General features: G+C 69.6%; 14 protein-coding genes. All 14 read left to right on the forward strand.

All coding sequences use genetic code 11. The features are described 5' to 3' along the window. Positions 1-8: 8 nt before the first annotated feature. Complete coding sequence (gene hppD / locus PV734_RS40580; RefSeq protein WP_319098428.1) at positions 9-1097, forward strand: 4-hydroxyphenylpyruvate dioxygenase; 1089 nt, start codon at positions 9-11, stop codon at positions 1095-1097. Next, the gene (locus PV734_RS40585) at positions 1094-2248 is read left to right on the forward strand and encodes an alpha-hydroxy acid oxidase (RefSeq protein ID WP_319294449.1); all 1155 of its coding nucleotides are present in this window, start codon (positions 1094-1096) and stop codon (positions 2246-2248) included. The genes hppD and PV734_RS40585 overlap by 4 nt, the downstream gene beginning before the upstream one ends. Continuing rightward, complete coding sequence (locus tag PV734_RS40590; RefSeq protein WP_319098430.1) at positions 2245-3603, forward strand: PLP-dependent aminotransferase family protein; 1359 nt, start codon at positions 2245-2247, stop codon at positions 3601-3603. Before PV734_RS40585 ends, PV734_RS40590 begins: the two co-directional genes overlap by 4 nt. Before the next feature lie 151 nt (positions 3604-3754). Next, positions 3755-5185 carry an amidase family protein gene (locus tag PV734_RS40595; RefSeq protein WP_319098431.1) on the forward strand — a complete coding sequence of 477 codons (1431 nt, stop codon included), beginning with the start codon at positions 3755-3757 and terminating at the stop codon, positions 5183-5185. Continuing rightward, positions 5182-6687 carry an acyl-CoA dehydrogenase family protein gene (locus tag PV734_RS40600; RefSeq protein WP_319294451.1) on the forward strand — a complete coding sequence of 502 codons (1506 nt, stop codon included), beginning with the start codon at positions 5182-5184 and terminating at the stop codon, positions 6685-6687. The genes PV734_RS40595 and PV734_RS40600 overlap by 4 nt, the downstream gene beginning before the upstream one ends. Further along, the gene (locus tag PV734_RS40605) at positions 6668-7867 is read left to right on the forward strand and encodes an acyl-CoA dehydrogenase family protein (RefSeq protein WP_319098433.1); all 1200 of its coding nucleotides are present in this window, start codon (positions 6668-6670) and stop codon (positions 7865-7867) included. The genes PV734_RS40600 and PV734_RS40605 overlap by 20 nt, the downstream gene beginning before the upstream one ends. A 97-nt stretch (positions 7868-7964) precedes the next feature. Then, entirely contained in the window at positions 7965-10961 is a 2997-nt protein-coding gene (locus PV734_RS40610; RefSeq protein WP_319294453.1) for an AMP-binding protein, read from the forward strand. A gap of 40 nt (positions 10962-11001) precedes the next feature. After that, a complete protein-coding gene (locus PV734_RS40615; RefSeq protein WP_319098435.1) occupies positions 11002-11286 on the forward strand; it encodes a phosphopantetheine-binding protein in 285 nt (94 codons plus the stop codon). Continuing rightward, positions 11273-11485, forward strand: a complete 213-nt coding sequence (locus PV734_RS40620; RefSeq protein ID WP_319098436.1) for an MbtH family protein — start codon at positions 11273-11275, stop codon at positions 11483-11485. Before PV734_RS40615 ends, PV734_RS40620 begins: the two co-directional genes overlap by 14 nt. Before the next feature lie 43 nt (positions 11486-11528). Beyond that, positions 11529-12665 carry a capreomycidine synthase gene (gene vioD / locus PV734_RS40625; protein WP_319294455.1) on the forward strand — a complete coding sequence of 379 codons (1137 nt, stop codon included), beginning with the start codon at positions 11529-11531 and terminating at the stop codon, positions 12663-12665. Beyond that, complete coding sequence (locus PV734_RS40630; protein WP_319098438.1) at positions 12662-14569, forward strand: amino acid adenylation domain-containing protein; 1908 nt, start codon at positions 12662-12664, stop codon at positions 14567-14569. Before vioD ends, PV734_RS40630 begins: the two co-directional genes overlap by 4 nt. 71 nt (positions 14570-14640) lie before the next feature. Next, a complete protein-coding gene (gntD, locus tag PV734_RS40635; RefSeq protein WP_319098440.1) occupies positions 14641-15669 on the forward strand; it encodes a guanitoxin biosynthesis L-enduracididine beta-hydroxylase GntD in 1029 nt (342 codons plus the stop codon). A 1-nt stretch (position 15670) separates the two neighbouring features. Beyond that, the gene (locus tag PV734_RS40640; protein WP_319294457.1) at positions 15671-16411 is read left to right on the forward strand and encodes an alpha/beta fold hydrolase; all 741 of its coding nucleotides are present in this window, start codon (positions 15671-15673) and stop codon (positions 16409-16411) included. A 56-nt stretch (positions 16412-16467) separates the two neighbouring features. Further along, on the forward strand, positions 16468-23958 hold the full coding sequence (locus PV734_RS40645) for a non-ribosomal peptide synthetase (protein WP_319294459.1): 7491 nt from the start codon (positions 16468-16470) through the stop codon (positions 23956-23958). Positions 23959-24006 lie beyond the last annotated feature (48 nt).

Consider the following 24006-nt stretch of genomic DNA (forward strand, 5'->3'; position numbering starts at 1 on the left):
GAGCGGCCATGTCGAAAGAGATACTGCTGAGTCATCTGGAACTTTATGTGGGTGACGCCGCGGCCGGAGCGGCAGGGTTCGTGGAGAAGTACGGATTTGAGGTTGTGGAGACCTCCGGCTTGCCGGACGAGGGCGACGACCACTACTCGGTCGCGTTACGTCAGGGCGGGGTCCGGCTACTCCTCACCGAACCTCGGTCCGAGGAGCACCCCGCACACGCTTATCTGGCGGCCCATGGGGAGGGCGTGGTCGACATCGCACTGCGTGTTCCGGATGTGGCGGCCGCATTCGACGATGCGGTGGCGCGTGGCGCCCGGTCACTCATGCCGCCGGCGCCTGTCGGGGGCTCCCACGGGATCGTCACCGCTGTCATCGACGGCTGCGGGAGTGTCAGACACACACTCGTCCAGGAGTCCCCCCAGAGCGACGACACCGCGTGGCTGCACGGGTTCGCCACAGCCGAGTCCGCGTCCGGAGGACTGACCGGCGAGGAGGTCGGACTGCTCGCGGTCGACCACTTCGCACTCTGCCTCGGGGCCGGTGAACTGGACCCGGCGGTGGCTTACTACGAATCGGTTCTGGGATTCGAGACCGTCTTCGAGGAGCGGGTCGTCGTCGGTGCGCAGGCGATGCTCTCCCGAGTCGTGCAGAGCGCGTCCCGGGCCGTCACCCTCACCCTGCTCGAACCCGATACCTCCGCGGCACCAGGACAGATCGACGACTTCGTCGAGAACCACGGCGGCTCCGGCGTCCAGCATGTGGCCTTCAGTACCGACGACGTGGTGCGCACGGTCTCGGTGCTGAGGGAACGGGGGGTGGAGTTCCTGGAAGTGCCCGACGCCTACTACGGGATGCTCGCCGAGCACCTCACCCTGGCCGCGCACACCACGGCCGAACTGCGGCGGCTTCAGATCCTGGCCGACCAGGACCACGACGGGCAGCTCTTCCAGATCTTCACCCGTTCCACCCACGAGCGCCGTACGTTCTTCCTGGAGATCATCGAGAGGCTGGGCGCTCGGACCTTCGGCAGCGGCAACATCAAGGCCCTGTACGAGGCTGTCGAAGTGGAGCGGACCCAGCCGCGGGTCCTGTCGTGACCATCGCCGGGTCACCGAGAATCCTGGAACTGGCGGACGCCGCCGCAGCGGCAAGGCAGATCCTCCCCACTGACGTATGGGACTTCATCGAGGGTGGTAGCGGGGCGGAAACCACTCTCGCCGAGAACCGGGCCTTCCTTGACCGGACCTGGGTCACCCCGCGAGTGCTGGCCGGGGCCACGCACGCGGAGACCGCCGATGACCTGCTCGGCACCCCGGTCTCGATGCCACTCGGCATCGCACCCATGGCCTACCAGAGTCTCGTCCATCCCGACGGGGAGCTGGCACTGGCACGTGCGGCTCGATCGGCCGGCACGCTCTTCGTCGTCAGTACCATGAGTAGCCACTCCGTGGAGCGGATCGCCGAGACCGGGGCCCGGTTGTGGTTCCAGCTGTACTGGCTGCGTGACCGCGCGAAGACGGCGGAGCTGATCGAGCGGGCCGTGGCGGCCGGTTGCCGTGCGCTGGTTCTCACCCTGGATGTGCCCGTCATGGGCCGGAGGTTGCGGGACATGCGCAACGCGTTCGCCCTGCCCAGTGGGCTCACCGCCGCACATTTCACCGAGGACTCCGGCAGCGGGCTGCCGGGCACCGCCCGGCGCAGTGTGTCCGGGTCCTCGGCCCTGATGGTGCACACCGCGGCTGCCATCGACCCCTCGCTGAGCTGGGCGGACCTCGGCTGGATCCGTGAGCGGACCCGGATACCGCTGGTCCTCAAAGGAATTCTGAGTCCGAAGGACGCGGACCGGGCGGCGGCCATGGGGGTGGACGCCATCGTGGTTTCCAACCACGGGGGGCGCCAGCTGGACGGGGCGCCGCCCGCCGCCTCGGCGCTGCCAGCAGTGGTGCGGACCGTGGCGGGACGGTGTCCGGTGTATCTGGACAGCGGCATCCGCAGTGGTGCGGACATGGTGAAGGCGCTGGCGCTCGGAGCCAAGGGTGTGCTGTTGGGACGGCCCGCGCTGTGGGGGCTGGCCATGAACGGCGAAGAGGGCGCGGGCGAGGTTCTCGATCTGCTGCGTTCCGAATTCGAGGACGCGCTGCTGCTGGCTGGCTGTTCCGGCCCGGTCGCGGCCGGGCGGCTCACCGTGACGACGGGCGGTGCCCCGCCGCGGACCGAGGAGACCATGACGGAGGTACGACGACGATGAACCGGCTCCAGGAGCCAGCGATCTCCGCGCCGCCCTCGCGGCCCGGCCAGGTGACCTTGTGCGTCAGCGAACTGCACGGTTCCCTCGGCGACCCTGTGCTGGAGTCGATGAACTTCCTCAACGAGGTCTCCCACCGTTTCCCCGACGCGCTGTCGCTGGCCGCGGGCCGCCCCTACGAGGGTCTGTTCGATGTCGAGGACATCCACCGGTACCTGCGCACCTTCCACGAGCACCTGTCCGGCACCCTGGGCTGGCCGGAGGAGCGGGTACGTCGGACGATCTTCCAGTACGGCCGCACCAAGGGCATCATTCACGATCTGATCGCCCGCAACCTCGCCATCGACGAGGACATCCATGTCGACCCGGAGTCGATCGTGGTCACCGTGGGCTGCCAGGAGGCGATGTTCCTGGTGCTGAGGGCGCTGCGAACCGACGAGCACGACGTGCTGCTGGCCGTCGCGCCCACCTACGTGGGCATCACCGGTGCGGCGCGACTGGCCGACCTTCCGGTGCTGCCGGTGAACTCCGGGCCCGGCGGGATCGATCTGACCGACCTGGCGCAGACGGTGCACGGCGCCAGGGCGCAGGGTTTGCGGCCCCGCGCCCTGTATGTGATCCCGGACTTCTCCAACCCGCTCGGCGTCAGCCTCGACACCGCCACCCGGCAGGGCCTGTTGGAGCTGGCCGACGAACTCGACCTTCTGTTGCTGGAGGACAACCCGTACGGGCTGTTCTTCGCGGGCGAGCGCCTCGCCACGTTGAAGTCGATGGACAGGCAGCGGCGGGTCGTCTACCTGGGTTCCTTCGCCAAGTCCGCGCTGCCGGGTGCCCGGGTCGGCTACCTCGTGGCCGACCAGCGCGTCACGGCCGAGGGCGGCGGCGAACTGGGCTTTCTCGCCGACCAGTTGTCACGGATCAAGAGCATGCTCACGGTGAACACGTCACCGGTGGCCCAGGCCGTCATCGGCGGCAAATTGCTGACGCACGGCGGGAGCCTCGCCAAGGCCAACGCCCGCGAGACCGAGGTGTACCGGCGCAATCTCCGGCTGCTGCTCCAGGGCCTGGAAAAGCGTTTTCCCCAGGAGGGCGGTGACTCGGACGTCACCTGGAACATTCCCAGCGGCGGCTTCTTCCTCGTGCTGACCGTGCCCTTCGCCGTGGACGATGCGCTGCTCGAACATTCGGCCAGGCGGCACGGTGTGATCTGGACACCGATGCACCACTTCTTCACGGGGCGGACGAGCAGCAGGCAGATGCGCCTGTCGTACAGCCAGTTGGAGCCGGAGCAGATCGACGACGCTCTGGACCGGCTGGCGGCGCTGATCCATGAGCAGCGCGTCCTGGGGGCCGCCTGATGCTGTTGTCGAGCCACGAGACGAAGAGGCGGCTTCACCTCTGCCTCGATCCTCTTCAACCGGTCCTTTCCGGTGTGGAGACCACCCCTGCCCCACCCGCGCGGTCCCAGAGTCGTAAACCCGTGGGACGTACTCAGGAAGGCAGGGCGGCATGACGACCGGATCGGTCGCCGACGGGATCGACATGCTGGCGACGGGGCTGCGCGCGGGCCGGCTCACCAGCGTCGGACTGGTCGAGGAGTGCCTTCGGCGCATCGAGCGGGGCGCGTCGGTCAATGCCGTAGTGGAGTACTTCCCCGATGAGGCGCTACGGTCCGCCCGCGTGGCTGACGATCGGCTGAGGCGGGACCCGACGGACGTCGGGCCGCTGTGCGGGATACCTGTGACAGTGAAACGGACGTTCGCGGTCCGAGGGTTCACCCATGGTGAGAAGGACGTGGACCCGGGATCCCCCTACGGGGTCGCCGCCCGTCGTGACGCGGCGGTGGTCGCCTCCCTGCGCACGGCCGGGGCGGTTGTCCTGGGCCGTAGCAACGCCCCCGTCCGGGCGGCGGACATCGACACCTGGCACCCTGACCACGGCAGAACCGCGCACCCCATCGACACCCGGCTCAGCCCCGGTGGCTCCTCGGGAGGCTCGGCCGCGGCGGTGCGCGCCGGTCACAGCACCTTCGACATCGGCAGTGACGTGGCGGGCTCGGCCCGTATCCCCGCACACGCCTGCGGTGTGTTCGCCCTCCGGCCGACGATGGGGACCACCTCGGCACTGGGCCACGTACCGGGTCCCGCCACGCAGGACGACATGGCCGAGATGCTCACCGTCTGCCCCGTCACACGATCCGCCGAGGACCTCGAAATCGTGTGGAACGTGCTGTGGGGTCGTCACCGGCCCGAGCACGCCGCCGGGCGCTCGCCCGCGGGGACGGCGCGGCCCCCCCTCGCCGTCGTGTCGGCCGACGCGTCGGCGCCGCTGTCCGGCGAGGTGGCGGAGAGCCTGGAGATCGCCCTCGACCGGCTGCGCGCGCACGGCCACCGCGTCGAGGAGGTCCGGCTTCCCGTGGATCTGGCGGAGAACTGGCTGCTGTGCCAGCAGTTGCTGTACGCGGAGGACGAGGCGGACTCGCCGGCGCACGCCCTGCCGCGGCCACTGGCGGGGGCGGACCCGGTCGAGGTCGCGTGGTGGAGCGCCGGTATGTCCCATCGTGACTGGCGGCGGCTGCACAGGCAGCGCATCGACTTCCAGCTGAAGTGGGCACGCTTCTTCTCCGCGTACTCGGCGCTGCTGCTCCCTGTGCTGGGCAGGACCGCACTGCCACCGCGCGACCCGCGGATTCCCCTGCTCGCCGACCGGACCAGTGTCGGCGGCACGGACCTGCCTGTGTTCTCGCTGTCTGCCTGGTGCGCGGTGCCCAGCGTCGCGGGGCTCCCCGCCGTCTCCATGCCGGTGGTCCCGGGCGGCTCCGGCCTGCCCGTCGGCCTCCAAGTGATCGCCGGGCATGGGCAGGAGTCGGAACTGCTGGCCCTGGTACGGCGGTTCGCACGGCTGATCAGCCCGAATCCGGCACTGGAGGTGCGGACGTGAATCCCGTGGACGGCCACGACACCGCTCTCGCGGTCGAGACCGCGGGCGAGTACCTCGGTCACGTCGCCCGATGGCTGAACGGCCGGACAGCCTACGGCGGCTCCCTGATGGACCACGGCGTCCTTCGGCAGCGGCTGGCCCTGGGGATCACCGCGCATCGGGCCGCCGCCGCGGCCCAGGCGCAGGCCCAGGCACGAACGGGGCCCGAGCCGAGAACCCGGGAGGTGCACGCCCTGCGGGCCGCCGCCGTGAGTTCCGCGCTCGACTGTGTCCGCAGGTGCCAGGAGATCCACGCCGGCGCGGGGGTCTTCGACACCCGACCGGACACCGTACGCCGGATACATCTGCGACTGCCGGGGGCGCCCGGCCTCGGACCGACACCGGACCACCTGGGCCTCGGCCCGCTCGGCAGACTGGATCCGCCGTTCACGGATCGGCTGGCGAAGACGCTCGGAACCTCCCTCTCCGTGCCTGTGGTCCCGCCCCCCGTCTCGTCGTCCGGTCCCGTCACGGCCGAAGCTCGGCGGCTGGTGATGGCCCTGCAAGAGGCGAACCCCGCCGCGGCGACCACACTGCTCGACGACGTCATCACGGCCGAAGCGCTGGCCCGACTGCTGCCGCCCGGTCTTGCCGCCAGGGTGATGACCCACCGGCAGGTAGTACGGAGCTATCTGACGGGCCCCGGGGCCGCGCCGGCGAGCGCGCGAATCCTTCAGGAGGTACGAGCCGAGGGCGCGCTGGTAGCCGTCGCCGTCACCGAGCCGCAGGTGGGCAGTGATCTCTCCGCGCTGCGGACGACCGTGCGCCGGGCGGGGCCGGACCTCATGCTGGACGGCACGAAGACCTACGTCGCCGGCGCCGCCGACTGCGATTTCGTTCTGGTTGCCGCGCGGTGCGAAACCGGTCTGGTCCTCGCGTGGGCGGACACCCGCCGACCTGAGGTGCACCGCAGGCCGCTGCCCACCCGGGCCTGGCGCGGTGTCGGCTTCGCGGCGCTCGATCTGCGTTCGTACGCGTTGTCCGAGAGGGACCTGCACCGCGGAGAGGCAACAGGAACCCTGCTGACGGGACTGATCAGGGAGCGGCTGATCCTGGCGGCCCAACAACTGGCCTACGCGCGACGGTGGATCGCCGACATCCGCTCCGGTCGACGTACGGAACTGGCTCGTCGGACGCTCGCGGCGCAGGCGCTGCTCGAAGCGGTGCTGCGTGGCCCCGGTGCGCCGTCCATGGCTGACAGCGGCATGGCGAAAGTCGCCTCTTGCGCGGTCGCGTTGGAGGTCGCCGAGGCACGGACGGAGGCCGCGGTGGAACAAGGCCCGCGGGGCGTACCTGTCGACGAGTTGCTCGACGACGAGGCGAGTGCCAAAGCGTGCACGTTCGCTGGCGGAACCGCCGACCTCAACCTGGCCCTTGTCGAGGGAAACATCCTCTCTCTGCTCGCACCCCCAGCACCCCGTGCCTCTACCGAAGGTGGGCAGAATGGCCGAGCCGCAGAATGACCCGACGCCGTCCCCCGACTTACTGTACGACTTCGACGTACCGCCTGACCTCGGTGAATCGCCCGACGTCGGAGAGCTGATCGACAAGGTGTGCCTCGAACTGCGGGCGCACTCGGCGGCATTGGAGTTGCCTGGCGACTTTCCGGAAGAGGTCGCGGACCTGTTGTCACGCTCCGGGCTGACCGCGCTGTGCCTGCCCCGGAGGTACGGCGGCCGGGGTGGCCGGCTGCGGGATCTGGTGACCGCGGTCGAGCGGGTGGCGACGGTGGACGCGGCCTCGGCCTGGTGCCTGTTCATCATGGGTACCGCACCGTGGTTGCTGTGCCATGCGACGCCGGAGCTTGTCGCCGAGGTCTACGCCCGACCGGACACACGTATCGGCGGCGCCCTCGCACCCACGGGAACGGTTCGGCGCGGTGACGACGGGTATGTCGTCGAGGGGCGCTGGGCATTCGGGAGCGGGGTGAACTCCTGCCAGTGGGTGGCGGTGCACGCGGTCTTCGCGGACGAGCCCGTCCCTCGCTCGGCCTTCGTGGTGGTGCCCACGTCCGAGATCGCCTACCGCGAACCCTGGGACGGTCTGGGACTGGCTTCGTCGGGCAGCGGATTGTTCGCCGTCGACGCGCTGACCGTCCCGGCGCACCGGGTCGTCTCCAGCCTCAGTGGCCCCCCGGCCTGGCCGGACCTCGTTTTCCGGATGTCGTTCCGGGCGACTTTCGCCGCGTGCGCGGCGGTCCCGCTCGGCATCGCCACCGAAATGCTCACCACGTTCACCGACCACGCCCGGAGCAAGCGGCCGACGTTCGGCAACGGCCTTCTCGCGGACCAGCCGCATGCGCAGGCGCTGGTCGCCGAGTCCTGGGGCACGGTCCACGCGGCACGTGCCTTGCTGTACCAGTCGGTCGACCGGCTGGAGGAGGCATGCGCCGACGGCACACCCTCCGTCCGACACCAGGCCGAACTGCGCATCGCGATGAACACGGTGCGCGCCGGCTGCCTGCGGGTGGTCGACCGGCTGCACCTGGCTGCGGGCGGCGGAGCCGCGAAACGCGAGTCCCGGTTCGCGCGACTGCTGTGCGACGCGCACACCGCCAGCCAGCACGCCATGTTCGGCGCGGAACTGACGGCGCTGTCGGGCGCGGTGCTGCTCGGCAGGGACGTGCCGGAGGGACTGCTGTGAGTGACGGTCCGGTCCGCCGACCCCGCGTGCCCGGCACAGGCGCCCCTCGCGGGTGCTGGCGCCCTCCACCCGACCACGAGCGAAGTGAGGCCAGCACATGACGTCGTATCACCCCCTTGTACTGGACCGATGGCTGAGCGCGTCCGAACAGGCCCATGACGCGCCCGCCTGTCGTGACAGTCGCGTCACTTTGAATCATCAGGAGGTGTCCGATCTGGCACACCGCCGCGCCCGCCTTCTCGTGTCCCGGGGACTTCGGGTGGAGGACCGCGTCGTCGTCCTGCTGGGCACGGGGACGGACCAGGCGGTCTGGATCGCCGCCGTCATGCTCGCCGGCGGATGCGCGGTCCCGGTGGGCCTGCACCAGCCCGAGCACCGGCTGCGCGCACTGGTCGAACTCGCCAGTCCGGCCGCCGTGATCACCGATGCCGCGACGCGGTCGCTGGCCGATGGCTTCGTCAGCCACGATGGGTCGCACCCTGGCGAGGAGGGGACGGCGGCACTGCCGGCCACCGACCGGGACCGCGCCGCCTACATCTGCTTCACCTCGGGAACGACCGGTCGGCCCAAGGGCGTTGTCGTACCCCACGGCGTACTGGCCCACACCAGCGGGGAGATGGCCGCCTATCTTGGCCTGGCCGACCGACCGCGCACCCATGTGCTGACCACGTCGTGGTCGTTCGACGTCGCGATGATGGATCTCTGGCTCGCGCTGACGACCGGGGGAACGCTGTACGTGCCGGACCGCGACGACCTGCTGGGACCGGCGCTGGTCGGCACTGTCGCGGACATCCGCGCTCCGATCGTGCACGGGGTTCCCAGCCTGTTCGGCGCCTTCAGCGACAGCGACTTCCGTAGGCTGCCCGAGCACACGACGGTGATGCTGGGCGGTGAGTCGGTGCCGGCGTCGATGCTGCGCAATCTCTCCGACCACACCGACATGCACGCGGTGTACGGCATCACCGAGACCGGAGTGATCACCACCACCCACCGGGTGACGCCGAGCACCACGCCCGAGATCATCGGCAGGGCGCTGCCGGGGGTCGACTGCGTGGTGGTCGGCAAGGACGGGACGCCACTCCCGGACGGCGAGCAGGGTGAACTGCTCATCGGCGGCCCGGTGGTGGCTCGTGAGTACCTGGACGATCCGGCGGGTACGGCGGCCCGGTTCGTCGTGGACAAGGCGGGCGTGCGGCGCTACCGGACCGGTGACCTGGTACGCCGTGACGCGAACGGTGTCCTCTCCTTCCACGGCCGGATCGATCAACAGCTCAAGATCCGCGGTCACCGTCTGGAACCGTCCGAGATCGAGCAGGTACTGCTCGGCCTGCCCGGGGTCCGGCAGGCCGCCGTGGTGGCCAGGGCGAATCCCGCCGGGGAGCTGGCGGTGGTCGCCTACCTCGTCGGCACCGGACTGCGGGCTGACGAGGTGGGGCGGGAGCTGGCGACGAGGATGCCCGACTGGATGCGGCCCTCCGCCATCGAGCTGCTGCCGAGCTTGCCGGTCAGTGTCACCGGCAAGGTCGACCGTCAGCTGCTGCCCGAACCTCGCTGGCCGGCGGGAACGGACACGGGCGCGTCGGACACGGACGACAGGACTGAGACAGAGCGGGTGATCGGTGGGATGTGGAATCAGCTGCTCGGCACCAGACAGGCGGGGGCCGGCGACAACTTCGTCGCGCTCGGCGGCCACTCGCTCAAGGCCGCCCAGTTGAGCACGGCGCTCCGCGACCGCCTGGGGGTCTCCATCCCGGTCTCCGATGTGCTCAGCGCCGACACACTGAGGACGCTGGCGGAACTGGTGGACAGCGCCGTCGGCCAGGACCCGGAAAGCACCGAGCTGTCGGGGCCGCGGGCCGACGGTCCCTCCCCGGTGCAACGGCAGTTGTGGCTGCACCAGGAGCTCGCGGGCACGGACGGGATATACAACCTCGTGGTGGGCGTGCGCCTCCGAGGGCCGCTCCAGACCGTGGCACTGCAACGTGCCCTCCATTCGGTGGAGCGTCGCCACCCCGCGCTGCTCACCACCTTCCACTTCGACGGCGTCGATCTGACGACGGTCCGGCAGAGTCCCGGTGCCCGCCCGCTGGCCGTCAGCACCGTAGATCCCGCCGAGGCGGTCCGGCGTGCCGGTGCGCGGGCCATCGACGTTTCCAGGGAACTGCCGTGGAGATATCAGCTGATCAATACCGGTGAGAAGGAGCACCTGCTCCTTCTGACGTTCCATCACATCTCGGTGGACGGTGTCGCGATCTACCGGCTGTTGGAGGAGATCGCGCAACGCTACTCCGCCTTTGTCGAGCCCGCCCGAGCCTCGCGGGCCGGATCGCTCACTTCCGACGCCCGCACTTCAACGGCCCGCCCCGCAGTCGGCGAGGAGGCGGCGGACCGGGCCTTCTGGGCGGCCATGATGGGTGACGCACCGGAGCCGACCGCACTGCCCGGGCAACGGACCGCCACGGACCTGGCGGACTTCGCGGGCTGGTGCCGGCCGGTGGAACTGGCCGGCACCGAGCCCGACGGGCTTCGCCGAGCGGCGGCGGCGCACGGCGTCACTCCGCAGTCGCTGCTGCTCGCGGCGTTCGTACGTACTCTCGCCCGCCAGACCGGAACGCTCGACGTCACCGTCGGCGTGCCCGTGTCACGCCGGGGAACGGACACCGGCTTCGCCGCGATCGGCCAGTACGTGAGTGTGCTGCCGGTGCGCTTCCGGCTGCCCGCCGGTCTGGCCCCCGCCAGTTGCCTCGCGGCCGTCGCCCGGACGATGAGCGAGGTCCAGCGGCACGGTGCCCTCGACCCGGCGGTGATCCTCGAAGCCGCTCGCTCGGGGCAGGGGCGATCGGCGGGCGACCCGTTCCGGGTGGTGTTCGCCTGGGAGGACGAGCTGCCGGCGCCGGAGTTCGCCGGGCTGGAGAGCTTCTGGGACCTGGAATTCAACGGTTGGTCCGAATCGGACCTGACCGTGGAACTCGCCGACCGAGGTCACACCGTCGCGGGCCGGATCGTCGGACGGCAGGCGACCAGTACGGACGTCGATGTGCCGGGACTGATGCGCGCACTGGTCGAGAACATACGAGAAATCGTGGACAACTGACCGGAAGGGCGACTGGCCGAATGAACAGGGGAACCGAGAAATGAGCGATTCCGCAGAAGAGAAAAATGACCTCACCGGGACCGAGCGGACGCTGGCAAAGATATGGCAGGACCTGCTCGGCCCGGCCGTGATCGGACCCGACGACAACTTCTTCGCACTGGGCGGACGATCTCTCCAGGCGATGACCGTGGTCGTACAGGTGCGCCGCCAGAAAGGCGCGGAAGTGAGGCTCGCCGATGTATTCCGCGCCCCGACACTGGGCTCCTTCGCCGAGCTGATCGACAAGAAGGTCGCGGAACAGGGTGGGTCCGATGACGCGGGATGAGACCACCGTTCTCTACCGGGTGGTGGTGAACCACGAGGAGCAGCACAGTATCTGGCCGGCCGACAAGGACGTACCGGCGGGCTGGAGGGCTGTTGGTGAGGCGGCGGGCAAGGACCGGTGCCTGGCGGTGATCGCCGAGGTCTGGGTCGACATGCGCCCGTTGTCCGCGCGGCCTCCGTCCGGTGGGACCGAGAAGTGAGCGGATATCGCGCGATTCTCCACGAGAAAAGGGGACCGAGAACATGTCACTTGCGGAAATAAGGGCATCCTCTCTGGAGGACTGGCTTCGGGACCGGTACTTCACGGCGCGTATCGACATCTCCAGTTCGGGAGTCGAGGGGTATTCGCTGGGAGATCTGCGGCGTGAACTCGACATCACAGTCGAGGCTCTGGACGCTGTACCTCTGAGGGACAGTCCGTCACTGGGCAGTGACGAACTCCGTTCCGCCGTCGCTGACAGATACGGCGGTTCCGCGTCGAAAGTCATGGTGACGCACGGCTCCACGGAGGGGATATTCCTCGCATTGTCCGCTCTGGTGCGCCCGGGCGACGAGGTCGTGGTGCTGAGCCCGGTGTACGCGTCGCTCTCGGCGATCACCGAGTCGATCGGCGCCCGGCTGCATGTCTGGGAGCTGGACGCCGACGACGGCTTCAGGCCCGGCCTCGACCGGCTCCGTTCACTGCTGACCCCCCGGACCAGGGCGGTCGTGGTCAATTTCCCACACAACCCCACCGGGGTCTCCCTCGACCGGGAGACGTTCGAGGAACTTGTGCGAGCGGTCGCCGCGAACGGCTCCTACCTCATCTGGGACGGTGCCTTCGCCGAACTCGCCCACGACCGGCCTGCGCTGCCCGATCCGACCCTGACATACGAACGTGCTGTGTCCTTCGGCACATTGTCCAAGGCGTTCGGCCTGCCGGGTCTGCGGGTCGGCTGGTGCACAGGCTCCCCCGAGGTACTCGACCGCATGGTCCGGCTGCGGGACTACGTCACGCTCAACACCTCCCCGGTCACCGAGTTGCTGGCCACAGCCGTTCTCAGCCAGGCTGACCGGATCATCGCCCCGCGCCGCGCCCAGGCCCTCCACAATCGCGAGTTGCTCGGGGAATGGGTCGACAGCCACAGCGATCTCGTAACGTGGCGGCGTCCTGACGGCGGCGTCGCGGCGTTCCCCCGCATCCTCGGCGTGGCCACCACGGACGACATCTGTTCCGAACTCGCCGACAAACACGGTGTCCTGGTGGTCCCGGGTAGTTGCTTCGGTCATCCCGAGCGCATCCGGATCGGATTCGGCGGGCCGTCCGGCGAACTGGTGGCCGGGTTGGACGCCATCGCGTCGGTGGCCGCCGCGCACTCGCTCGACAGGGCCGGCCGATGACCACCGGCGCGGGGGGCACCTGGGACGTCGGGCAGGCTCGGGACGTCTGGACGGAGTTCAACCGGACGCGTCGGTCCTATCCCGAAACCGGTGGGATCGTTGCCTGGATCGAGCACGCGGCACGGGAGCATCCCGACCGGCCGGCCGTGCACACCGAGCAGGAGACACTCAGCTACCAGGAGCTGAGCCGACGGGCGGACCGGGTCGCGGATCTGCTGATCGCCTCCGGTGTGCCGCGGGGTGGCATCGTCGCCGTCGCGGCCGCACGGAGCGTCCATCCCTTCCCGGCCATCCTGGGCGTGCTGAAGGCAGGCTGCGGATACGTCCCCGTCGACGCGGGGGATCCGGAGTCCCGGCTGCGCTTCATCCTGGAGGACTCGGGAGCGGTGGCGGTCCTGGCCGGGCCCGCCGAACTGAGCGCACTGAGCGGGTCGACCGGGTCGGTTCCGGTGCACCCGATCCCCGCCGGACCCACCTCGCCGGACGGCACGGAGCGCTCGCCCCTGCCGAACGCCCGTCCGGTGACCGGCGGTGACCCGGAGCGGATCTGCTACATCATCTACACCTCCGGCACCACTGGGAGCCCCAAGGGCGTGCGCATCACCGAGGCGAACCTGCTCAACTTCGTGCACTGGTTCCTGGCCGAGCACGACATCGTGCCGGGCGACCGGCTGGCGCAGACGGCGCCACTCACCTTCGACCCGTCGGTTCAGCAGATCTTTCCGGCCTGGGCGGCGGGAGCCTCTCTCGCCCCCGTGCCCGACGCCGAACTGGTCGACCCGTTCGGCCTGATGCGCTGGCTCGCGGCGGAGCGGATCACCATCGTGGACGCGGTCACCGCCCAATGGCACCACTGGCGGGAGGCGGCCGAGCAGGAGCCCGCACTGCGCTCGTTGCCGGACCTGCGCTGGGTCGTGGTGGGCGGCGAGACCGTATACCACCACGAAACCCATCGATGGCACGAGGTGATCGACTCGCCGGCCGAGCTGCGCAATGTCTACGGCCCGACCGAGGCCACCATCAACGCCAGCTCGGTCGTGGTCGACCCCGTTGTGTCGGACGGGCAGGTCTCCATCGGAGTACCGCTGCCGAACTACCGCCTCTACGTCACGGACGCGGACGGAAAGCTCTGCGCGCTCGGTGTCGGCGGTGAGCTGCTCATCGCCGGTGACGGTGTGGCCGACGGTTACCAGTCGGCCGAGGCGACGGCGAAGGCGTTTGGCGAGCTGGCCCTCCCTGACGGCCGCACCGAGCGCGTCTACCGTACCGGGGACCTGTCGCGGCTGGTCCGTACGCCGGAAGGCACGCTGGTCCTGGACTTCCTCGGTCGCGCCGACACACAGGTCAAGATCCGCGGTTTCCGGATCGAGCTGGAAGAGGTCGAGCAAGCGGCCAAGACCACGGTCGGCGTCCGTGACGCGGCCGTACAGCTGCGCAGGGAAACCGCCGACCAACTGGTGTGCTTCTACACCGCGGACCCGGCTGTGGACGCCGACCACGTCAGAACCCACCTGAACGCACGACTGGCGGCGCACCAGGTGCCCAATCTCTTCTTCCGCCTCGACCGGTTTCCCGTGACACGCAACGGAAAGCTCGACCGGGCGGCCCTGGCGGCCGCGCTGGAGGACGGACTGCTCACCCGGGAGCCCATCGGAGACCGGCCGCGGACGGCGGTGGAGCGGCTGATCGCGCAGACCTGGGAAGAGGTGCTCGGGGTCGGTGGCGTCGGTCTGGACGAGAACTTCTTCGCCATCGGAGGCACATCGCTGCTCGCCGTGAGCGTGGTGCGCAAGCTACGGGTCGGCGGACTCTCCGTCCTGCCCACGGACCTGTTCGCCACACCGACAGTGTCCGGCCTCGCCGGTCGCGCGGGAGTCGTGTCGGACGGTATCGCGGCGTCGTAGGGAACCCCAGGGACGACCGGCGACGCGAAGGACCGCACGAATCCGACCACAAAAAACGGGAGGACCACCGGATGTATCGAGTTGTGATCGAGAAACAGGACGTCAAAGAGATCGAGGCGGTGGTCGGCGAGGTCGCCGCGACGTTCTCGTCCGTCGAGGACCCGGACTTTCAGCGCGTCGCGTCGGAATACGCCCAGGAACTGCCCAGGTCACTGCGCGCGGAACTCAACAACTTCCGGCTGACCGAACCGCACGGTGCCCTCGTGATCAGCGGATATCCGGTGGACGACGCCAGCCTCGGCCCCACACCGGGGCACTGGAAGGACCGCGTGGAAACCGCCACCCACAGCCACGCCGTCTACTTCTTTCTGGTCGGCTGCCTGTTGGGCGATCCCATCGCGTGGTCCACCCAGCAGGCCGGTCGTATCCTCCACGACGTCGTGCCGATCAGGGGTGACGAGTACGCGCAGGTCGGCTCGAACAGCGAGGAGCCGCTGACGTGGCACACGGAGGACGCGTTCCACCCGTTGCGCACGGACTATGTAGGTCTGCTCTGCCTGCGCAACCCCGACAACGTGGAGACCACCTACACCGCCGTGCGGGACCTGATGCTGGACGGCCCGGAGTACGAGGCCCTCTGGGAGGAGCGGTTCCCGATCCGGCCCGACAGCTCCCATTTCCCGGACCGCGCCGTCGAGGGCGCCGACGCCGAGCCGGAGACCGAGCGGCTGCGCCGGCGCAGCTACGAGTGGATCACCTGGCTGGTCGAGCGACCCGAGCGGATCGCCGTCCTGTTCGGCGACAGGTCGCGGCCCTATCTGCGCCTGGACCCCTTCTTCATGGAGCGGGCCTGGGGGGACCCGGAGGCCGAGCAGGCCCTCAAGGCGCTGGAGACCTCCATAGAGGGGGCCATGACCAGCTATGTCCTCGCCCCGGGCGAGGTGTTGATCCTGGACAACTACTCGGCGGTCCATGGCAGGAGACCGTTCACCGCTCGCTTCGACGGCAGCGACCGCTGGCTCAAGCGGCTGAACATCGCCCGGGACCTGCGCAAGTCCAGGGCAAGCAGGCAGTCCGCCGGGTCAAGGACGATCTTCTGACATGACGGCGCCCGTGCTCGCGCTGGAGTTTCCCGGGACCGGCACCGGGGACAGCACCGACTTCGCATTCCTGGCAGAGGCGGTCGGCCGTCACTGTCTGCGCCGCGTCGACCCCCTCGTCTTCCACACCGGACCGCCGAGGTCGCTGGCCGACCAGGCCCGTGAGCTCGCGTCGGAGACGCCCCGGCTGGTGCTGGCGCACTGCTCGGCGGCGGCACTCGGACTGCGGGTGGCCGGCCTGTCCGGTGTGCCACTGATCCTGGTGGACCCGGATCCGGTGGCCGAGGACTACCTGCGCCAGGAGTTCGCCGTCCTCTTCCGGCGACTGGGGCACGATCCGGACCCCGTGCTGGACCTGGCGGGCTTCTCGACCGGCGAGGAGCTGACCGGATATCTGGAGTCCGCGCTGTTCGGTGTGGCCGACACGCTGGCCGAGGAGTACGGGGGCGACGACGAGGCCCGGGTACTGGCCAGGGACCTGCTGGGACGGTACCGGGCCTGGCTCCGGTTCCTCGGGGCCAGCACCGAGGCCTGCCCCGCATACCCGGATGTCCGCGTGACGATCGTCGCGGGGAAACCGCTGCCGGCCCTGACCACGCTGCTGGTGGATCCCGGCAGCGCGCTCATCCACCATGTGCCGGTCGAGCCGGGCGGCACGCTGGACTCGCCGGAGATCCGCGACCTCCTGTGCACCCTGGCCTCCGGCGGCCGACCAGCAGAACAGTTCACCGGCGAACAGTGAACTGAGGAACAGCGCACCGGCGAACAGCGCCCAGAGGGAACGCAGATGGGAGAACAATGACCAACGCCGTCGATCCGGTCACCGCGCCTGCCTCCTCTTTCCAGGAGCAGATGTGGCTCAACGAGACACTCCGGGGAAAGGACGCCGACGCCGTCTACACGATGGCGGAGGTGCTCCGCGTCGACACGGACCTGGACCCGACCGGGCTGGCTGAGGCCATCAGGGCTCTCCAGAACCGTCACGAGGCGTTGCGCACCACCTTCGAGGCCGACGGGACAACACTCCGCCAGCTGATCCACCGTTCGTACCCCGTACCGTTGACAGCCCACGTTCTCGACCCGAGCGGTGACTCCGAGGGGGAGTTCCGGGCCGTACTGGATGCCGTACAGGCCGAGCCGTTCGCCCTGGAACGGGCCCCGCTGTGGCGCTGCGTGGTGGCCACGGGCGGTGGAGTGTCCTACCTGGCAGTCGTGATGCACCACATCGTCGCCGACGGCTGGTCGGCCGGCCTTCTGGTCGATGAGCTGGGCGCGCTGTACGCGGGGGCCGAACTGCCTCCTCCGGCGCCGCCCTACCGGGAGTTCAGCGCCGCCCAGAGGGACTGGCTGACCGGAGACGAAGCCGCCGCGTCGGTGCGCCACTGGCAGCATCGGCTGGCGGACGCGCCGACGGCCACCACCTTCCCCGGCCCCGGCCGCCGCACCTCGCACCGGGGCGAGCGTATCGGTTTCCCCTTCCCCGAAGGGATCGAGAGCGCGGTCGCGGAGGCGGCCTACGCCGCGGGCGTCACTCCATACATGCTGTACGTCGCCGTGTACGCGGTTGTTCTCGGGCGGCGCTGCGGCCGGGACGACGTTGTCATCGGGATACCGACCGCAAACCGTTCCGACGAGCGCTACCTCGGGACGATCGGCCTGTTCTTCAACCCGCTGCCACTGCGGATCAGGCTGCCCGAGCACTGCACACTGAGCGCGGTCGCGGAGGCCGTACGGGACGCCATGGTCGAGGTCGTGGAGAATCAGCAACTGCCTTTCAGTACGGTCGTCAAAGCGACGGGAGCGGTCCGGGAAGGCGGCGCGAGCCCGCTGTTCCAGACGATCGTGTCCCAGCGCACCGGCCAGACCGGATTCGTGAAATTCGCCGGGCACCGGGCGGAGCGGCTGCAGACCTCGACCGGGACGGCGAAGTACGACCTGATGGCGACATTCCCGGACGCGGACGACGACCGTCTTGGCCTCGTCATCGAGTTCGATGTCGGGCGCTACGACCGCCGGTACGTGAACGGTGTCGCGACCGACTACCTGCGGACGCTGGAGTCCCTGCTCGCGACCGGCGAGGACGCCGCGCCCCCGGTAGCGGGGAACGAACCGCCGACCAGCGGGTTTCAATCGGTGCATCACCTGTTCCGCCGGACAGCCCACCGCCACCCGCAGGCCGTCGCCGCCGTACAGGGGGAGCGCTGGAGCACTTACGCCCAACTGCTCGGCCGGTCGGAGCAGATCGCCGCAGCGCTGCACGATGCCGGAGTGACCCGGGGGTCGGTGGTCGGCCTCAGGCTCGCCAGGGGCACCGACTTCGTCGCCTCGGCCGCCGCGGTCCTCGCGCTGGGGGCCGTCTACCTCCCCACGGACAGACACTGGCCGTTGGCGAGCCTCGTGCAGGTGCTTGGGGAATCCCGGGCCGACGTCATCGTGCTCGACGCGTTCGCCGATGTGGCGGCCGGCGATCTGCCTGGGACAAGGGTCGTCGACCTGGCGGACGTATCCGGTCGTCCGGATGAGGGGCTCGGCGGGAGCGGCGCGTACGCCGAGGTCGGACCGGACGATGTGGCCATGGTCTGCTACACCTCCGGATCCACCGGCACACCCAAAGGGGTGATGGTCCGGCACGGCTCGCTGGTGGAGCTGTTGAGCGCGCGGCAACCGCACGCGGTGCGCGGCGACGACCGGGTCGCGCAGCACTCCAACCTGGCATTCGACGCGACGACGTACGAGGTCTGGGGCGCGCTGGCGGCGGGAGCCGCGCTCGTGTTCCCGCCCGACGGGCAGACGGGCCCCGCGGACTACGCGGCGATGTTCGAGTCGAGCACGGTCGCGTTCATCACGACCGGCCTGTTCACCGAGCTGATGCGGCACAGCGGATGCCGCCGTGCCCTGCGCGCGCTACGGCTGCTGCTCGTCGGCGGCGACGTGCTCGATCCTCTGGCGCCGACCTCCCTCAACCGGCCCGGCCAGACCCGTCTGCACGTCTACGGTCCGACAGAGACGACCACCTTCGCGACGTCGGGATCCCTGGACACGCGAACCCCCTGGAACACCGTGCCCATCGGTTCCCCGATCGCCGGAACGTGGTGCTACGTCCTGGACGACGGAGGGAATCCGGTCGCGCCGGGCACCGAGGGCGAACTGTTCATCGGGGGAGCGGGGGTGTCGCACGGCTATCTCGGGCAGCCTGCCCTGACGGCAGCCGTCTTCCTGCCCGATCCGTGGCGGCCGGGACAACGGATGTACTCCACCGGCGACCGGGTACGGATACTTGAGGACGGCACGCTCGACTTCGTCGGACGCCGCGACCAGCAGGTGAAGGTCAGGGGCTTCCGCATCGAACCGGGCCAGATCGAGGCTGTGCTCAGGAACCACCCTGTGGTACAGACCGCGCGGGTCGGTGCCGTGGGGTCCGGGTCCTCGGAGCGCCGTCTCGTGGCCATCGCACAAATTCCGGCCGACGCCGACCGCGCGGCGGTGACGGCGCAACTGCGAGAGGCGCTGCGGGTTGGGCTGCCCGCGTTCATGCAGCCGCACGACCTGCTCGTTGCCGATCGTATGCCGCTGACCGCCAACGGAAAGGTGGATCTGGCCGCAGCGGCAGCCCTTGCCGTGCGGGACGTGACGGCCACGGCGGGCAGCCCGGTTGTCGTCGCACCCGAGCCCGGCAGCCGGGACGACGACGCCGTACAGCGCATGGCCGGGATCTGGCACCAGATACTCAAGGTGCCGGTCGCCGAGGACGCGGACTTCTTCGCACTCGGTGGCGACTCGCTTGCCGCGTTGAGGGCCCTGGTCGCCGTCGAGGCCGAGTTCGGGGTGGCCCTGAGCCCGACCGACCTGTTCAGCAACTCGGACCTGCGCAGTTTCACCGACACGGTCACTGATTCCGCCGGGCATCCGATGACCGCCGCCGTCCATCACCGGTCCCTGATCCGTAGCGCCGCACGACCTGAGCGTGTCCCGCTCTCCTTCGCACAGCAGCGGCTGTGGTTCCTGAACCGGCTCGACGGCACGGCGGCTCCCTACAACATCCCGTTCGCGTTCCGGATAACGGGAACACTGGACCGCGACGCCCTGGCTGTCGCGCTGGAGGATCTCGTCGAACGACACGAGGTCCTCCGCACGGTCTTCCCCGAGGAGGACGGGACACCGGTGCAACGCGTTGTGACGGTCGGCCCCGCCCGGACGGCAATGATCCGGGCCGAGACCACCGAGGCCGGCCTCGCGGCGGACCTGCGGGAGGCGGCCCGGCACGCGTTCGCCCTCACCGAGGAGACGCCGCTGCGCGCCACCTTGTTCCGGCTCGGACCGGACGAGCACGTCCTGCTTCTGGTGCTGCATCACATCGCGGGGGACGGTTGGTCGCTGAAGCCACTGACGCGCGACCTGGCGGCTGCCTTCGCCGCCCGGCGCCGTGGGGAGGCACCCGACTGGCCGGCGCTGCCGACGCAGTACGCCGACTACGCCCTTCGGCAGCGTGAACTCCTCGGCCGGGAGGATGATCCGAACAGTCCGATCGCCCGGCAACGCGACTTCTGGGCCCGGACCCTGCGGGATCTGCCCGGGCAGCTTGCCCTGGCGACCGACCGGCCCCGGCCTGCGGTAGCGGGCCACCAGGGCGCCCGGGTTCCCCTCGCGCTCGGCCCGGCGCTGCACGAGCAGCTGACCGCCCTGGCCAGGCAGGGCGGCGCCACCTTGTTCATGGTGCTGCAGGCCGCGTTCGCCGCCGTACTCACCCGATCGGGAGCAGGAACGGACATCCCGCTGGGCAGCCCGGTCGCCGGCCGGTCCGACGCCGCCGTCGATGATCTGGTGGGGCTGTTCGTCAACACCCTTGTCATCAGGGCGGACACCTCGGGGGATCCCACCTTCCTGGAACTGCTCGCCCGGCTGCGCGCGGCCGATCTGGCTGCCTACGAGAACCAGAACATCCCGTTCGAGCACGTGGTGGAGATCCTCAATCCGGCGCGGTCCCTGGCCCGGCACCCGCTGTTCCAGGTCCTGTTCTCTTTCCAGGCCGACGCAGCGCTGGAACTGGACCTCGGCACGCTGCGGACCGAGCGGGAGCCGGTCGAATTCGACATGGCCCAGTTCGACCTGGCACTGCACCTCTTCGAGCACTCCGCACCGGTCGGCATCCGCGGATTCCTCGAATTCCGCACCGACCTGTTTGACGACTCGACAGCCGAAGCCCTGACACAGCGGCTGGTCAGGCTGCTGTCGTTCGTGACGGCCCACCCGGATCAGCCGCTAAGCCGGGCCGGACTGCTTTCGCCCGAGGAACTGCACAACGTGTCGGAAGGATGGAACGACACCTCACACCCCGCACCGCACACCACTCTTTCCGCACTGTTCGAGGAGCAGGCGGACCGTACGCCGCAGGCCACCGCGCTCGTCCACGGAAGGACGCGGCTGTCCTACGGGGAGCTCAACACCCGGGCGAACCGCCTCGCGCACCAGCTGATCGCGGGCGGGGCCGGCCCGGAACAGGTGGTGGCGGTCTCGCTGCCTCGCTCGGCGGAGCTCGTGATCGCTCTGCTCGCCGTGCTCAAGTCAGGTGCGGCGTACCTTCCGATGGACCCCGCCCTTCCGCCCGACCGCGTCGCGTTCATCCACCAGGAAGCCGCCCCCGTCCTGGTCGTCGACGACGCCGCCGCGGTCGGCCGTACCAGCGATCAGCCAGGTACCAACCCCGCCGCCGAACTCGGGGGAGCCGACCCGCAGAACCCGGCCTACGTCATCTACACCTCGGGGTCGACGGGCCGTCCCAAGGGTGTGGTGATCCCGCACAGAGGCATCACCAACCGGCTTCTGTGGATGCAGGCGACGTTCGCCCTCGATGCCGACGACCGTGTTCTGCAAAAGACACCAGCGAGTTTCGACGTCTCGGTGTGGGAATTCTTCTGGCCGCTGATCGCGGGGGCGACACTGGTGGTGGCTGAGCCGGAAGGGCACCGCGACCCGGCCTACCTGTCCGACCTGATCGAGGCCGAGGGCGTGACAACGGTCCACTTCGTACCATCGATGCTCAGCGCCTTCCTGGACGACCCCGACATCACCCGCTGCCCGAGCCTGCGGCGGGTGATCTGCAGCGGTGAGACGTTGCCGCCCGACCTCGTGGCCCGCGCACACCGCCACTTCGACGCGGAGTTGTACAACCTCTACGGGCCGACCGAGGCTTCGGTGGACGTGACCTGGTGGCATTGCCGACGTCACTCCGCCGAAGCCGCGCACGGTCCCGTTCCGATCGGCCGCCCGGTGTGGAACACCCGGGTCCACGTGTTGGACGACAACCTGCGGCAAGTCCCGCCGGGCGTATGCGGCGAGCTCTACCTGTCCGGCGTACAACTCGCCAGGGGGTACCTGCGCCGGCCCGGTCTGACCGCGGAGCGGTACGTTCCCGACCCCTTCGAGGGCGGGGGCGCGCGGATGTACCGCACGGGTGACCTGGCACGGTGGCGCGCCGACGGCGTCCTCGAGTTCGTCGGCCGGGCCGACCAGCAGGTCAAGATCAGGGGGTTCAGGATCGAGCCGGGTGAGGTCGAGGCGGCGCTCACCGAGATGTCCGAGGTCGCACAGGCCGTGGTGACGGTACGAGAGGACCGGCCGCGCGATCGGATGCTGGTCGGGTACGTTGTGCCCGTCGCCGGTGCCACGCCGGATTCACGGGCACTGCGCGCGGCGCTGGCGTCCCGGCTTCCGGAGTATCTGCTCCCCGCAGCCATTGTGGTGCTCGCCGAACTGCCGGTCACCGCGAGTGGGAAGACCGACCACCGCGCGCTTCCCGCACCGGACTTCAGCTCCGGCGCGGAGAACTACCGAGCTCCTGGAACGCCGCTGGAAAGCCTGCTCTGCGAGTTGTTCGCCACGACGCTCGGCCTGTCCCGGGTCGGCGTCGACGACAACTTCTTCGACCTTGGCGGGAACAGCCTGCTGTCTGTGCGGCTCGCCGGTGACCTGCGCCGCAGGACGGGACGGGAACTGCCCTTGCGTCTGGTCTTCGCGGCGCAGACGGTGTCGGTCCTCGCCCGCGCCCTGGAGACCGGCACCGAATCCGGCGATCCCCCCGACCTGCGGGCCGAGGCGGTGCTCGACCCGGCGATCGAGACCGGCTCCAGTGCACCGTACGACCCGGCACGGGCCCTTGACCCGCAGCACGTCCTGCTCACCGGCGCGACTGGGTTCCTCGGTGCCTACCTGCTCAGGGGAATCCTGGACCGGACGCAGGCAGAGGTGACCTGTCTGGTCAGGGCGTCGGACGCCGAGGACGGGTTCGAACGGATCCGGCGCAATCTGCGCAGGTATCACCTGTGGAGCCCCGAGCTGGAGCACCGGATCGTGGCACTGCCGGGTTCTCTGGAACTGCCGCTGCTGGGGCTGGCCCCGCAACGGTTCCACCAGTTGGCCGCTCAGGTGGACGCCATACACCACAACGGAGCGCGGGTCCATGTCGCCGACTCCTACGCGCGAGTGAGGGCCGCCAACGTGGCGGGGACGAAGGAGATCATCCGGCTTGCCGCCCGACACCGGGTGACGCCGATCCACTACGTGTCCACCAGCAGCACGCTCATCCCCCGTGTGCGAAGCACCGGGACGCTCCTCGAGGACAGCCGCCCGGCGCCGGAATCGGTGCCTGCCAACGGATACGTACAGAGTAAGTGGGTGGGAGAGGAACTGATGAGGATCGCGCGAGAGCGCGGGGTGCCCACCTCGATCTACCGGCCCGGCCGGATCAGCGGGCACACCGGCACGGGAGCGACGGGTGGCGACGACGCCTTCTGGCATTACGTCAGAGCATGTGTGGAGATCGGTGCCATGCCGGATCAGGACGGCGCCGACGCCTGGCGGGCCGAGGCGGACCTGGTTCCGGTGGACTACGTGGCTGACGCCATCGTCCATCTGGCGCACCATGAGCTGCCCGCGGGGCGGGCCTTCAACCTGGTGAGCGGATCCCGTACCCCGCTCGGGGCCGTAATGCGCCGGGTCCGGGCTGCCGGGTACCCGGTCATCAGTGTCACGCACCGGGAGTGGGTGGCAGAGTTGGCCGCTGCGGCCCGCAGGAGCCTCACGGACGAACGGAGTTCGGTTGCCGCGGTGGCCGTCCTGCACAGCTCGGTCACTGGCACGCAGCAGGATACTGTCCCGCCTTTCGGCCAGGACAACACGCGTAAGGGTCTCGCCGGATCCGGGATCGAGTGCCCGGAGATCGACGACGCCCTCCTCGACCGGTACCTGGCCCACTTCCTCGAATCCGGGTTTATGCCTGCGCCAGATGCATAGGAACAACTGACATTCACCGTCGATCGTCGGGAGAGAACACTGTGGAAA

The organism is Streptomyces sp. AK08-02, from assembly GCF_033795085.1.
Lineage (GTDB): Bacteria > Actinomycetota > Actinomycetes > Streptomycetales > Streptomycetaceae > Streptomyces > Streptomyces echiniscabiei.